This is a genomic window from Clostridioides sp. ZZV15-6383, from assembly GCF_020657735.1.
Taxonomy (GTDB): Bacteria; Bacillota; Clostridia; order Peptostreptococcales; family Peptostreptococcaceae; genus Clostridioides; species Clostridioides difficile_D.
The window spans coordinates 13,570-29,624 of the sequence record NZ_JAGWCV010000043.1 but is presented as its reverse complement, the minus strand read 5'-3'; the positions used below and the strand labels follow the sequence as shown (position 1 = coordinate 29,624).

At 29.5% G+C, this 16,055-nt stretch carries 10 protein-coding genes and 1 riboswitch; of the genes, 1 reads left to right on the top strand and 9 read right to left on the bottom strand.

The window, feature by feature from the left end:
• Positions 1-445: 445 nt before the first annotated feature.
• The 5 genes from KGF42_RS14305 to KGF42_RS14285 form a co-directional block, all read right to left on the bottom strand.
• Positions 446-1,825 (bottom strand): MATE family efflux transporter, encoded by a 1,380-nt coding sequence (locus KGF42_RS14305; protein ID WP_227823263.1) that lies wholly within the window; start codon positions 1,823-1,825, stop codon positions 446-448.
• A gap of 720 nt (positions 1,826-2,545) precedes the next feature.
• On the bottom strand, positions 2,546-3,436 hold the full coding sequence (locus KGF42_RS14300) for a hypothetical protein (RefSeq protein ID WP_227823264.1): 891 nt from the start codon (positions 3,434-3,436) through the stop codon (positions 2,546-2,548).
• A gap of 179 nt (positions 3,437-3,615) precedes the next feature.
• Positions 3,616-4,314 (bottom strand): hypothetical protein, encoded by a 699-nt coding sequence (locus KGF42_RS14295; RefSeq protein ID WP_227826556.1) that lies wholly within the window; start codon positions 4,312-4,314, stop codon positions 3,616-3,618.
• A gap of 527 nt (positions 4,315-4,841) precedes the next feature.
• Positions 4,842-5,909 (bottom strand): ribosome small subunit-dependent GTPase A, encoded by a 1,068-nt coding sequence (gene rsgA / locus KGF42_RS14290; protein WP_227826555.1) that lies wholly within the window; start codon positions 5,907-5,909, stop codon positions 4,842-4,844.
• On the bottom strand, positions 5,906-6,307 hold the full coding sequence (locus KGF42_RS14285; protein ID WP_227826554.1) for an RNHCP domain-containing protein: 402 nt from the start codon (positions 6,305-6,307) through the stop codon (positions 5,906-5,908). Before KGF42_RS14285 ends, rsgA begins: the two co-directional genes overlap by 4 nt.
• Before the next feature lie 797 nt (positions 6,308-7,104).
• Positions 7,105-7,201: riboswitch (cyclic di-GMP riboswitch) on the top strand.
• Between the two features lie 53 nt (positions 7,202-7,254).
• On the opposite strand from KGF42_RS14285, the gene KGF42_RS14280 reads away from it, so the two are divergent.
• Entirely contained in the window at positions 7,255-7,431 is a 177-nt protein-coding gene (locus KGF42_RS14280) for a hypothetical protein (RefSeq protein ID WP_003416990.1), read from the top strand.
• Between the two features lie 507 nt (positions 7,432-7,938).
• On the opposite strand, the gene rlmD is transcribed toward KGF42_RS14280, so the two are convergent.
• From rlmD to KGF42_RS14260, 4 genes are all read right to left on the bottom strand, one after another.
• A complete protein-coding gene (gene rlmD / locus KGF42_RS14275; RefSeq protein WP_227823426.1) occupies positions 7,939-9,297 on the bottom strand; it encodes a 23S rRNA (uracil(1939)-C(5))-methyltransferase RlmD in 1,359 nt (452 codons plus the stop codon).
• Between the two features lie 174 nt (positions 9,298-9,471).
• Complete coding sequence (pyk, locus tag KGF42_RS14270; RefSeq protein WP_227823427.1) at positions 9,472-11,232, bottom strand: pyruvate kinase; 1,761 nt, start codon at positions 11,230-11,232, stop codon at positions 9,472-9,474.
• A 51-nt stretch (positions 11,233-11,283) separates the two neighbouring features.
• Positions 11,284-12,243: a 6-phosphofructokinase gene (pfkA, locus tag KGF42_RS14265; protein WP_054275253.1), complete on the bottom strand. Its 960-nt coding sequence runs from the start codon at positions 12,241-12,243 to the stop codon at positions 11,284-11,286.
• 208 nt (positions 12,244-12,451) lie between these two features.
• A complete protein-coding gene (locus KGF42_RS14260) occupies positions 12,452-16,021 on the bottom strand; it encodes a DNA polymerase III subunit alpha (RefSeq protein WP_227826553.1) in 3,570 nt (1,189 codons plus the stop codon).
• Positions 16,022-16,055: the final 34 nt, after the last annotated feature.

Here is a 16,055-nt window from a genome sequence, read left to right as displayed (position 1 = left end):
TTTGCTATATTTTTTGTGTTTTTTAGACATAGAAAAACCCCCTTAGAGTATACACTTTTTAGACCTATTATAATGGCCTTTTATTTAAATGTCTACTATAAGGGGATTATACTAAAATAGAGATAAGTCTCTTTTTCATCATTGAAATGATGAAAATATGTTTGATTTCATACAAAAAGAGTGCCTCATGAACTAAAAATTTCATTCAAAGTTTATAATATTAAGACTAATACACTTACAGATACTGATTAATACAATAATAAAATAAAAGGAGTTGTCTTAAAATTAATTTTTTTCTAATCAAACTTTAAGTTCAACTCCCTTTTAAATTTTTATATGTTATTTTTTATTACTTCTTTATGTCAATTTATAATTTTAATTTTCAATAGTATATATTTATTACTTATTAAAACATAAAATATCTATCTAACTATTTATTTAATACCTACATATAATTATATCTATTCTTATACTTGCATATATAAAAAACGGTTAAAAATAAAGTTAAAACCTCAGCACTTGGTACTGCTAACCATATCCCATTTATATTCAATATATTTGGCAATATCAACAAACCTATAGTTATAAATCCAAATGTACGTAGAAAGGATAATATTGCAGATATTTTACCATTTGACAATGCTGTAAACATAGATGATGTAAAAATATTATATCCGCAAAAAATGAAACTAAAAGAAAATATATAAAATCCAGACCTTGCAATTTCATAAACTCTACTTCCTCTTTGAGAAAAAATTTCTACAATAGTTGGTGAACATAATATAGAGAAGATAAATACCAATAAAGATGCTACTGAAATAAATAATATACAAATTTTAAAAACATGCTTTAACTGAGTATTATTTTCACTTCCATAGTTATAACTTATTATTGGTGCAACACCCATTGAGAAACCTATATAAAGCGAAGTTAAAAGAAATTGAGAATAAATAATTATTGTAATAGCTGCAACTCCATCTTCGCCAATTAATTTCATCATCATAGCATTAAATAAAAAAGTAGTAACTGCTGTTGATAGTTGACCTACCATTTCAGACGAACCATTAAAACAAGCTTCAAATAATATTTTTTTATCTAGCTTAGGTATACAAAACTTAAGCACTCCTTTATTTTTTGAAAAGAAAACTATACCTGAAATAGTAGGAATTAGATATCCTATTCCAGTTGCAAGTGCTGCTCCACTAATACCCATTTGTAACAGAACAATGAACACATAGTCAAGAATTATATTAGTACACCCTGCACCTAAAACTAACCATAATCCAAATTGAGGCTTTCCAGCTGTTACAAATAGACATTGAAATAATACTTGTAATATATTTGCAGAGGCAAAAACCAAGATAATAAAAAGATATGAACGGCAATATTTAATTAAAACATCACTTGCTCCTAGCAATATAATGATAGTATCCATAAATGCAACACCGATACCAGTAATTATTACCCCAATTACAACTCCTGATAATACGATTAAAGAAAAAGCTTTATTTGCTTCCTCAATATTTCCATTACCCATCTTACGTGCTACAATAGCACTTCCTCCAGTGGCAAGCATAGTTCCAAGTCCAACTATAAGATTAATAATTGGACATACAATATTAATCGCTGATAGAGCATTTGTATTAATAAATCTTGATACAAATATAGTATCTACGATTGTATATAGCCCCATAAAAATCATCATAAAAATAGTAGGAAATGCAAACTTTAACAGAGAAAACAAATTAAACCTTTGTGCTAGTAAATTATCTTGCTCATAAATATTGTCTTGTTTACAATTTTCTGAATAATATATATCACTCATTTTGTTTATTTTTCTGTACATTGATTCTATTTAAAATATATTCTAAACAATTAGACATTTACAGACCTCCCTTCCGCATAAAAATTATATCTAATTATTTGGATAGAGTTTTAATTAATCTTGCTCTTCTACACAATTATATTTCTAATAAAACACTTTTAATTCCTCACTCTAATCATTTTATAGCTTTCTTTTAAATTTTCTGTAGCAGAGAGATGGTCATAGAAAACTGGAGATTCAATCATACACCCAAGTTACTTCAATATTTTGTTATGATTTTTCTCACTATCCAGACCAAGAATATTTATTTGGCCATAAGTTGGATTTAGTAGTCCAATTAATAAATACTTCTTTTTACTCTATCTTTAGCTACCAAACTTGAAACAAATAATAATATATTTTTACATACAGCTATATAAATCAACTATTTTTAATATAACTATAATAGCCACCATATTGACGATTATAGAATATCATAAGCTCTAAATATTGTCAACATGATGACTATCGTGGTTTAATAATTTTATTTTAAAAATAACTCCAGAGTACTATATTTTTTGATTAAAACTAATGATAATATAAAAAATTTTGCTTGAAAAAACACCTAAAAGGGGTTATAAAGAGCCTTTTTTTGATTTTATTGATTAAATCCTAATACAGACAATGTCTTATTGAATTGCAAATCAATAAAAAAGGCTCCATAAGAAGCCTTTCCTGTTTTTATTGATTAAATCCTAATATAGACAATGCCTTAGCATCATAATAAGTAGTCATCTCTCTTGTTGCATCCTTTAATTTTAAGTTATCAAAGTCTAATGTTCCACCAAAAGCTGATATTTCAGACCCATCAAACCTATACCATTTCCCATCAATTTGTATATAGTTCCAAGCATGATTTAATGACGGATTTAATATAAGTAGTGAATTCATTCCCATTAACCTTGTTAATAAATGAAAGCTACTTGCAAAACTTGCACACGTACCACGTTTATCAACCAGATTACCATAGACTATGTGACAATATTTAGCGTCTGCATATTTTGCTTCGGTTACCAATTTTGCAGCTCTATTAGCTCTTTCCATCTCAGATGCATTTCTCCAGTCAAAACTATTTAAAAAATTCCTGATTACTGTAATTGTATCTTGAGCTTGTTTGTAAGAAATCCAATCTCCATCGGCTATTACTTCTATAGGGTCAAGTTTTCCAAAGCCTATTCTCTGATATGAACCACCTGCTAATGCTGCCGCATAAAATCCTAACCCTTCCATACCCTTATTTATATAATAATATTTACCATCTGCTCGAAGCTCAACTCCATTTTGATTTCCTCCATAGTTTAAATCCCAACCTTCTTTACCTGTTGTATTAAGACCAAGTTGTGTTAACATTCCTTTAAGAGGATACTTCGGGTCATAATTGGCACCTTTACTTATTGCCTGTGTTTGCACTATGCCATCCATTGTACCTACACTAGTTTGATTACTTCCATTAGCACTCTGTTTTTTCAAGCTAAATGTTTCATCCCCTTGATATTGCTCTGCCATTACTGTCATACTCATCATCAATACAATAATCATGGTAATCACAGTAGTTAATATATTCTTCTTCATATTACTCCCCCTTATTTAATTCTTTTTAAAAACATAAAATTATTAACTTATAAATATATGGCTATTAGTATAATTGAAATTAAGTCTGATTCACAAATTGTTGATTTAGTAAAAGTGTATTGAGATTATATCTTTATCTTTTCATTATATAATAAACTTATTTTTTTTAAACATACTGTTTAAACCAGTACATTTATATGTTTTTTTTGTTCATCTGTTTTATCAAATATATTAGTCTTTAAATTTTGTTTATATTCTTCAGCATTCTCATCTAACTTTTCTATTCTCGACTCAAGTTTTATTATTTCTTCTTGTGTTAAATTTATAAAATTTTCAAGCATATTTTCAAGCTCTTCACGAGTTTTACCTAATAAAGATAAGTCTTCAGATATTTTCTCTTTTTTATTAGAATCCTCTTTATACTCCTTTTTTTGTTCTAACTCTTCTAATTTTTCATCATTTAATATTTCTTCTTCAATTTTTTCATTAAACTCTTTAGTGATTAAAGATTCTTCTTCATCATTTGTATTTAGATAAGTTGAAATTTCATCTAACATTGTACTTTTATTTCTATCTTCTATAATGTTATTTTTAATACCTGTTCCTATATTAGAAAAGTTATTAGTTGTTTCTCTTATTTCTGATTTATATAAGTTCTTGATTGCTTCATTTATTTTTTTAGTATAAACCTCTTGTCTATCTTTTAAATCTCTAATTCTATCATTAAGTTCTTGCTTTTGTTTCATAATATTAGATAAATAAGTGTCTTTTCCTACAGTTTCATTTTTCTTAACCATATTTTCATTAATTCTTGTATTATTTATATTACTTTCATATCTAAATGAATATTGACTTCTATATTGACTAGATATTTTCATTGATTTCACCCCTCTAAAACAAATTTATGCTTTATAAAAAGCTAACCTGACTTAATTATATTCTACCATCAAAAGTATACATTTACAAATAATTAGTTAATAATTTTGTAAGTTTGAGCATTATTTATAATAAAAAATTTTTATTATAAATTAAAACAATAATTTTTATAAATATTTTATTTATATTTATAATTCATATATTTTTACTTTATAAATTAGCAATATTACAGTTTTGCTTTTAAGAAACATCTCTATCATACATAAACACATACTCTATTATGTATTAGTATAAATATACATCTTCTTATCTTACATAAGAACTCTTTATAATAAGAGTCTATCATAACAAATATGTATACATCATCATATAAAAAATCAAACTTTATTAAAAAAATTAATAAATTGCCTTAAATAATACCACAAACCAAATTTGCCATCAAAATCACATTAAAGTAACAAATTAATGGCAAATTTAATATATTAATAGTATATAGACTCATAGAATGAACAGAACAAAAAAACTACACTCATCTTCTAATTGTCTTATTTATTTTTGAGATATTTTTAAATTTCTTTTCTTTTTTTGCTAAGTAATCGCTTTTATTATCTGCAAATACTGCTTCAGTTTTAAGCCTACGATAGGATTCCCATCTTTTAGGTGAAAGTTCTTGACGAGCAATAGCTTCCCAAATAGCACAGCCTGGCTCTGAGGTGTGAGTACAATTACGAAAATGACATTTTCCGAAATAAGCTTCTATGTCTACAAAACTTTTATCTAAACCTTCCGAAACATCCCACATTCCCAATTCTCTCATACCTGGTGTGTCAATAACAATACCACCACCTGAAATTAAAAATAACTCTCGTCTAGTCGTGGCATGTCTTCCTTTATCATCATCTATGCGAATTTCCTTTGTATTTAAAAATTCTCCACCCAGCATACAATTAATTAACGAAGATTTTCCAACTCCTGAAGAACCAAGTAAGGCAACAGTACAACCTGGTTTGATATACTTAGAAATCTGTTGACAACCATCTGCCTCTAAAGATGAGGTAATAACTACATCTACACCCAAAGTTATAGAATTAACTACTTGTAATTTACGATGCACGTTGTCACACAAGTCTGATTTAGTAAGTACTACTACTGGAATAGCTCTACTTTCCCATGCCAGAGACAAATACCTCTCCAATCGATGAATGTTAAAGTCCTTATTCAATGACATGCAGATAAAAACAATGTCAATGTTAGCTGCAACCACCTGTTCCTCATTTGTCTTTCCAGCAGCCTTACGTACAAACAAGCTTTTTCTATGAAGCACATGACGAATAATAGCATTACCATTTTTATCATTGCAACGATCCAACATAACGAAATCACCAACGGTTGGAAAATCAGATGGTATAGTAGCCTCAAAACGTAGTTTTCCGGAAACCTCTGCAAACAGTACACCATTTGTACATACAGCTTGATAAATGTTCTTTTCTTGTGAGATAATCCTAGCAAGGTACAAATCATGACATTCCATACTCTGAGTAATAAAACTACTATCTAGACCATATTCCTGTAAATCAATCTTTTTCATACCATTCATTCTGTTTCCTCCTTTTCCACCTTTTCATTGATTCTTTCTAGTGGGAAAGGTGGCTGTGCCAGTGGTTTTAATGCAATTGACATTAATTTCACTGGATTATCATCAGCTGCAGTACGATTAGAACTAAGATGTCCGCAGCGTATACAACGATGAATAATTGCCCACTCACCATTTTTTCTCACCCACACTCCAATAGGTTCCATATTAGCATCACAATCTGCAGCACGGTCACCAGGAATGATATCCACATGAAGACTATGTAAACAATGTGGACAATGATTTCTATGTTGTGTTCCAGATCCTTCAGGAACTACAAGGCAACCACAATTTTTGCAAATAAAGTTATCCAGACAGGAATTTTCCTGATAATAAGCTCGTTTTCTATTTTTATAATTCATTTTTATTACCTCCATATCTTGTATTTTCTACAAAAAAAGTCCACAGGTATTTATATCTGCCTTTTTATGTGGTATATATATTTACCTACACAAAAAACAGAAAACTCCTGTGGACTAGAAAATTCAATATTTTCTATTTCAACATAATTATATTCAAAATAATACTATGTAAAATTAATAAAAGTGTAGCAGATTAAAGCCCACTACACCACAATTTAACAAAGTAATATGTAATATTATTATTTGTTGTCGAATGTTAGTTATCTATAAAGGCAGAGTAAGACACAACAATCAAATGTATCAAAAATACACTTAAAAATTCTGATTAAACAGAACACGTATGCGTCTCCAACTATTTATTTGTTGGTTACCATTATATATAACTCTGACATCAGGCAAGACACTCCTTTACTAATAATTATTATTGAAATTTTACCATAAAATATGAGTATGTTCAAGTATAATTTAACATACTCATATATTTATGTTTATATCATTTTTAGTCTATAGAATTCGGCTGTCTTTATGATTAATATTCACTCCAGTATTAATCACAAAGACTAGTCACTTATTATTTCTTATTCCATCGTATATCTCTTCCTCAATTTGTCTAACTCAAATTAATAATAATAGAAGCTCTTTAATACAAAACATACAGTCAAGTTTTTCCATATATTTTACATATCTAGTCTATTTTTTTGATATAAAATAATGTTCATATTTATAAATTTATTTAATTTTCAAACAAGTATATTGAATAATAACTAATTCTATTGTATTATTGTAATTGTAGAATAAAACTAAATCGGCAAAACTAGAGAAATTTAGTGACGCAAAGCTATAGGGACTAACGCTTATAAAATAAACTATGAGTTATGTCAGCCAGTTGCCAAAAAGATATACTCTTTTTGTTTTTATGAAAGTTTTTTAGGGGGATAATAATATATATGTTTAGAGATAAAATGGATAGATGTACACATATGTTGACTGCTTATATTGGTAGTTCATATGATTATTGTGATTTTATAGATACACAACTAGATGACTTTATACTAGAGTACGGAGAAAATGTGGTAGAATCTTGTTTACATCAAGTGATGGTATTAGTAAGTAAGTATAATTAAATAGATTTTGTTTTCTAGAGAACCCTTTTTAGTTTTATCTACTTTAAATAGTCTTATATTAGAAACTAATTAAAATAGATTTCTACTATTCATATCATAGTTTTATTTTTTATTTAAAATACGATGCAATAAAGATGTAAATTTGTATCAAAAAAGAAAGAAGAGATGATTTTATTGTTTCAGAAAAGTAATTATAAGTGGTATATGTACTTTCATATGTTTATTGACATTTGTAGTACACACATTTGCTAATGAATTACAATACAAAAATATTGAATAATATTCAGCTATAGAATATATAGATGATTCTATGGAAAAAATGAGTTGTATAAAATCTAGTATCTATAGATTGACTATTTCTTATAAAATTGCAACTATAATAAGTTCTATAGAATTAAAAATAAAACCTTAGAGATTTTTGATAGATTGTAGACTAAATTTGCCACCAAAATCGCTTTATGGTGGCAAATACAATATATTATTAAAATATAATCTATATAAACGTTACTATTGCTTGATTATTTTAGCCACAGTTTCCACATGAGTAGAATGAGGGAACATATCTACAGGCTGTGCCTCAACACATTTAAATCCGTGCATATTTAGATAATCTAAATCCCTTGCTAAAGTAGAAGGATTACAAGAAACATAAACTATTCTTTCTGGATTCATTGAAACAATAGTTTCTAATACCTTTTCGTCACATCCCTTTCTAGGTGGGTCTACAACCACTACATTGGCAGTCTTACCCTCACTATACATCCTAGGAACAACTTCTTCTGCCTTACCAACATAGAATTCAGCATTATGTATATTGTTTAATTTAGCATTTATCTTAGCATCTTTTATGGCATCCTCTATAATTTCTATTCCATAAACTTTTCTAGCCTTTTGTGCCAAAAATAAAGATATTGTACCTATACCACAGTAAATATCAAAAACAGTATCAGTATCCTTTAAATTTGCATATTCAAGAGCTTTATCATATAATACTTTAGTTTGGACAGGATTTACTTGGAAAAATGATAATGGTGAAATCTCAAATACTAAGTCACCTATATAATCATTTATTTTGCCATCTCCATAGACAACTATATTTTCGCTTCCTAGAATAGCATTCGTATCTTTTTGATTTACATTTACAACCAAAGTCTTAAAACCAGGTATATTTTCCTTAAGTACTGAAGCCAATTCTTTAAGATATGGAAGTTTATTTCCATTAGCTACTAATACTACCATTACTTCTTTGGTTGTAAAACCTATTTTTGTTACCAAATGTCTAATTAACCCTGTATGAGTCTTTTCATCATATATACTTACTTTATAAGCTCTTATATATGTTTTTATTATCTTAACGATTTTATCATTTATCTCATGTTGTATTACACATTTTTCTGTTGATATTACATCATGAGTCTTCTTTTTATAAAAACCAATAATTGGAACTCCATTGTTCTTTTGTATTGGAAATTGAGCTTTATTTCTATATCTATATGGATTCTCCATTCCTATAGTATCATGAACTTCTACATCCTCTAACTTTCCTATTCTTGTAAGTACTTGCTCAACTTCATTCGTTTTCATTTCAAGTTGCTTATTATAATCTAAATCTTGTATCTGACACCCTCCACAATCTCTAAGATTGTCACTACATACTCTTTTCACTCTGAATGGAGACTTTTCTATTATCTCAACAATATCTCCTACAGCATAATTTTTCTTTACTTTATTAATCCTAACTTTAACTTTATCTTGTATTAATCCGCCCTCTACAAAAACTGTAATACCATTGTACTTTCCTACTCCTACTCCGCCTTGCCCAATGTCTACTATATCTACAATATACACCTCGTTTTTCGAAAGCATAAATCACCCTCCAATCAATCTATTATATTTAAATCTTTACAAACTCTTTTCTTTAAATTTATATTAAAATATTGCTATTAATTAAACTATATTTTTTACTAAGCTACAATATTTTATTTTACCAAAAAAAAAGGAGCTTATAAAGCCCCTTGGTAAATAAATTTATTATTTTTCTTATAAAACTCTAGTTGAACCTCTATATACCACACCTCTTGATGCATCCACAGTTACAACTTCTCCATCTTTTACTAGATTTGTTATATTAGTTGCAGACACAATAACTGGTATATCTAAATTTATACCTACAATAGCTGTATGTGATGTCATTCCACCATTTTCAGTTACTACAGCTCCTGCTTTCTCTATATAATTGTTCATTTCAGCGTCAGTAGCAGTAGAAACCAGTATGTCTCCTTCATTAAAGTCTACACAAGTATCTCCATTCTTTATTACACGAACTTTACCTTCTACTGTTTGAGTACCTACACCTATACCTTGCACGATTTCTTCGCTTATTACATGAACCTTTATTAAGTTAGTAGTTCCGCTTACTCCTACTGGTACTCCAGCAGTTATAACTACCAATTCTCCATTATCTATATAATCTGCTTGTCTAGCTGCTTCAATCGCTTTTTCTATAACTTCATCTGTATTTCCTGCAACAGAAGATTTAATTGGGTAAACCCCCCATGTAAGAGCTAATTTATTCATAGTCTTTTCATTATTTGTAGTAGCTATTATTGGAGATTTTGGTCTAAACTTAGATACCATTCTGGCAGTGTATCCTGAAGAAGTAGATGTTATTATAGCTGATGCATTTAAATCCACTGCTGTTGTACAAGTTGCATGACTTATTGCATCTGTTACTGTAACATTATTAGTACCATGTTCCTTTAATAATCTGTCATAGTCTAAAGTCTCTTCTGTTCTTTTTGCTATTGTAGCCATCATTTTTACTGCCTCTACAGGATATTTTCCAGCAGCAGTTTCTCCAGATAACATTATCGCATCTGTTCCATCATATATAGCATTGGCAACATCTGTAACTTCTGCTCTTGTCGGTCTTGGATTTCTTATCATAGAATCAAGCATTTGAGTAGCAGTTACAACTGGCTTTGCTAATTCATTACATTTTTTTATCATCATTTTTTGAACTATTGGCATCTCTTCAGTTGGTATCTCAACACCTAAGTCACCTCTAGCTACCATTATACCATCAGAAACTTTTAATATTTCGTCTAGGTTCTCTACACCTTCTTGGTTTTCTATTTTAGATATTATTTGTATATCAGTTGCATTATTGTTCTCTAATACTTCTCTTATTGCTAGTACATCAGATGCCTTTCTTACAAAAGAAGCAGCTATATAATCTATTCCTTGACTTATTCCAAACTCTATATCGCTTATATCTTTAGGAGTTATTGCTGGTAAATTTATTTTAACACCAGGTACATTTACTCCTTTGTGATTTTTGACTACTCCTGAATTTTCAACAATACAAACTATATCTTCTCCATTTATTTCTTTTACTCTTAGACCAACTAAACCATCATCTATTAGTATAGAATCTCCTGCTTTAACGTCTTCAGCAAGACCTTTATAACTTACTGTACACATTTCTTTAGTTCCTATAATATCTTTCATAGTTATAGTGAACTTTTGTCCTTCTTCTAAAAATACCTCTGGGTCTTCAAAATTACCTGTTCTAATTTCTGGACCTTTAGTGTCTAATAATATAGCAACTGGCTTATTTAATTTTTCTCTAACTTTCTTTGCCATATCTATTCTTTCCTTATGTTCTTCATGTGAACCATGAGAAAAGTTAAATCTACACACATTTAGACCATTTTGCATAAGTTGAGTTAAAACTTCCTCGCTTTGTGATGCTGGACCTAGTGTACAAACAATTTTTGTCTTCTTTACATTATTTAACATATTTGCTCCTCCTGAGATATTATTCCACAGATTTATTTTTAATACTAAAACTTATATAGATAATATTTTTGCCATCTCATAAGCTTCTTTATCAAATACTTTCTTTTGAGCTAAAGCCTCGCTTATTTCTAAGTCAATTATTTTGTTTTCTTTTATTCCTACAACTCTTGCTGATTTTCCATCTAATAATAATTCTACTGCTCTTACTCCAAGTCTGCTTGCTAGTATTCTATCAGATACAGTTGGGCTTCCTCCTCTTTGGACATGACCCAATACAGTTACTCTTAAATCTGCTCCTGACTCTTTTTTCAGTTCCTTTTCTAAATCGCTGGCGCTTCCGACTCCTTCTGCTAAAACGATTATACTATGTCTCTTACCTCTTTTTTGAGTAGTCTTTAATCTTAGAGCAACCTCATCTACTGTAATATCTACTTCTGGTACTATTATAGTTTCCGCTCCTCCTGCAAGACCTGCATATAAAGCCAAATCTCCACAGTGTCTTCCCATAACTTCTACTATATTAACTCTTTCATGAGATGATGATGTATCTCTTATCTTACCTATAGCATCTATAATAGTATTCATTGCAGTATCAAATCCTATAGTATAATCTGTATATGCTAAATCATTATCTATAGTTCCTGGTATACCTATAGCTGGGAATCCTAAGTCACTAAGTTTTTGAGCTCCTGCAAATGAACCATCCCCACCAATTACAACTAAGCAATCGATTTTATATTTCTTAAGAATTTTTACTGCTTTTAATCGACCTTCTTCTGTTTTAAATTCTTCACATCTAGAAGATTTTAATATAGTTCCTCCTCTGTGTATAATATCTCCAACAGAAGATAGGTTCATTTCAGTTAAATCTTCTTCTAGTAATCCCTTATATCCTCTATTGATTCCATATACTTTGCATCCATAATATATTGCTGATCTTACAACCGCTCTAATCGCAGCATTCATTCCTGGAGCATCTCCTCCACTTGTTAGTAATCCTATAGTTTTCATTTTTTACCTCCTTGGATTTTATGTCAATTTTTTATTATAATCGTTGTTATTGTATTCTAATGGACTTTTTTTGTCCCTATATCACTTTTCAATCCCATCAAGACTAAAAAAATTAAATGTCCTTAAATGTCCATTTTGTGATATTATATCACAAAACGGACAATATTTTTCATATTATTATAATATATTTAGATTTTTATATAAAAAATCAAGCTTTTATTTTTATGTTATCTTTAGGAAGTAACCCTTCTAAGTTATTTATAAATTCATCACATATACAAGTTAATGCTCCAGTCATTTTATATGCTTTACGTTCACCATTTATATTTTCATCCATAGGATATAAGTATATACTGTCATTGCCTGGATATTGTTTGGCTATTTCTACAATATTATTAGTTGTATCAGTATCAGACATACTATCTATTTTCAAATACAATTTTTTACCATTTTCTGCTTTAATATTCTCCACATTTCTAGTTCTTCCTGAATTGTGGCTTCTAGCTGTAAAGTCAGTATCATCATTTATATCTTTTATCTCTCTAGCTATAAGTTTTGCATTTTCGCCTTCTTTTATACTTAATGTTCCTTTTACATAGATTATATTATCTTCATTTAAAATGACATTGTATTTTTGTAATAGTTGAGGGAAAACTACTATTTCTATAGCACCATACAAATCTTCTAATTCAATAAATGCCATAATTTCATTTCGCTTTGTAGTTTTTATAGTTTTAGTTACAATCATTCCACCCATTATAACATCTGTTTCATTCATTTGTAGGTATGATTCTTCTTCCTCTTTTAATGAATTCAATTTTCCATTATCCATAGACGTTTTTTCTTGCAATTCTTTTTCAAATTGTGATAAAGGATGTCCACTTACATACATTCCCAAGACTTCTTTTTCAAGGTTAAGTCTCTCTCTTTCTTCATACTCTTGCCTTTTAGGCAAACTATATATTTGTTGAAAATCACTATCTTCTTCATTGTCTCCAAAAGCATCAAATAGAGAAATTTGACCTTGGACATTTTTCTTTCTATCCATAGAGACACTTTCTAATAAACTTTCATAACCAGCCATTAGACTAGCCCTATTTTCACTTATATTATCAAAAGCTCCACATTTTATTAGACTTTCTATTACTCTCTTATTTGTATCTTTTTGGTCTAATCTTTTGACTAAATCTACTAAATCTACAAATAATCCATTAGATTCTCTTTCATCAATTATATTGTTTATTATATTTACACCAACATTTTTTACAGCTGCTAGACCAAATCTTATATGGTCTCCTTCAACTGAAAATTTTGAAAAACTCTTATTTATATCTGGAGGCAATACATCTATTTCCAGTGCTTTACATTCTCTTATATATTCAACTACCTTATCAGTGTTTCCCATTACACTAGTTATCAATGCTGCCATAAACTCAACCGGATAGTATGTTTTTAGATAAGCTGTCTCATATGCTAAAACTCCATATGCAGCTGCATGTGATTTATTAAATGCATAACGAGCAAAGTCTATCATGTCATCAAATATTTTATTAGCTATTTCCTCTTCTACACCATTTCTAATACAACCTGCAATTTCTAAGTTACCATCTTCATCAAACTTACCATGAATAAAATACTGTCTTTCTTCTTCCATTACATCCATCTTTTTCTTACTCATGGCTCTTCTAACCAAGTCACTTCGTCCATAACTATATCCACCTAAATCTCTAACAACCTGCATAACCTGTTCTTGATATACCAAACAACCATATGTTACTTCCATTATAGGCTTTAATTTCTCATGTAGGTATGTTACATCTTTTGGGTTACTTTTATTTTTTATATATGCAGGTATGGAGTCCATTGGTCCTGGTCTAAATAAGGATATTCCCGCTACTATGTCTTCAAAATTGTCTGGTCTCAGTTGTTTCATAAAACTTCTCATCCCAGCACTCTCCAATTGAAATACCCCTAACGTATTTCCAGATGAAAGCATCTCATATACCTTTGGGTCATCATAATCCATCTTTGAAAAATCTATTTTTTCTGTATAGTTTTTTATGACTCTATTCTTTTCTATTAAATCAAGTGTATCTCTTATAACTGTAAGAGTTCTTAGCCCTAGAAAGTCCATCTTTAAAAGCCCAAGTTCTTCAAGTGTTGTCATAGTAAATTGCGTTGTGATTGCATCTTGATGCTTGTATAAAGGTACATACTCATCTACAGGATTTTTTGATATAACTACTCCTGCTGCATGAGTAGAAGCATGTCTTAGCATACCTTCTATCTGTTTTGATATATTTATTATCTCTTTTGTTTCTGGGTCTTGGTCATACAATTCTTTAAGATTAGGATTTGTATCCAAAGCCTTATCTATTGTCATTCCCAAAGCAAACGGGATTTCCTTGGCTACCTTGTCAACTTTATTGTAACCTATATCCAATACTCTTCCAACATCCCTTATTGCAGCTTTTGCACCCATTGTTCCAAAAGTTATTATCTGTGCAACATGGTCATCACCATATTTTCTCTTCACATAATCTATAACTTCTTCTCTTCTCTCATAACAAAAATCTATATCTATATCTGGCATAGATATACGTTCTGGGTTTAAAAAACGCTCAAATAACAGAGAATACTTTATTGGGTCTATATCGGTTATCTTAAGTGTGTATGCTACTATTGAACCAGCTGCACTACCTCTACCTGGCCCTACTATAATATTATTTTCTTTAGAAAAGTTTATGAAATCCCAAACAATTAAAAAGTACTCTACATAACCCATTTTTTCAATTACATCTAATTCATAATTTAATCTCTCTAGTATCTCATCACTAGGATTATCATATCTCTCTTTCAGCCCATTAAAACATAACTCTCTTAAATAAGTTTCTGGTGTATATCCTTCTGGAACATCATATTTAGGAAGATGTATAGTATTAAAGTCAAACTCTACATTACACATATCAGCTATTTTCATAGTATTGTCAATAGCTTCTAATGCGTATGGAAATAATTCTTCCATTTCTTCTCTTGATTTTAAATAAAACTCATCACTACCAAATCTCATTCTATTTGGGTCATTTAATGTTTTTCCCATTTGAATACACATAAGGACATCATGTATTTTTGAATCTTCCTTATTTACATAGTGAACATCATTAGTAGCAACTAGTGGAATACCAGTCTCTTTTGATAACTTGACCAATCCAGAATTTACTTCTTTTTGTTCAGGTAAACTATGGTCTTGAATTTCCAAAAAGAAATTTTCTTCACCAAATATATCTCTGTAATCAATAGCAAATTGTTTTGCTTTTTCATAATTTCTATTCATTAAAGCACGTGCTACATCTCCTGCAAGACATGCAGAAAGTGCTATAATTCCCTTATTGTGCTTTTTAAGTTCTTCCATGTCAACTCTAGGCTTATAATAAAAACCTTCTACATATGAAGTGGAAACTACTTTTATTAAATTTTTATAGCCTTCCATATTCTTAGCTAATAGAACTAAATGTCCTTGATATTTATCATAGTTTGGGTCTTTATCTCTAAGTCCACGTGCAGCTGTATAAACTTCACACCCTATAATTGGCTTTATTCCTTCTTTTATCGCTGTTTTATAAAAATCTATAACACCAAACATACAACCATGGTCAGTGATAGCTATTGAGCTCATGTTTAACTCCTTAGCCCTTTTTATAAGTTTTTTCACCCTCGAAAATCCATCAAGTAAACTATACTCAGTATGTACATGAAGATGAGCAAAATCTTTGTTCATTAAATCACCTCCTGTTTTATAAATTTAATTTTAC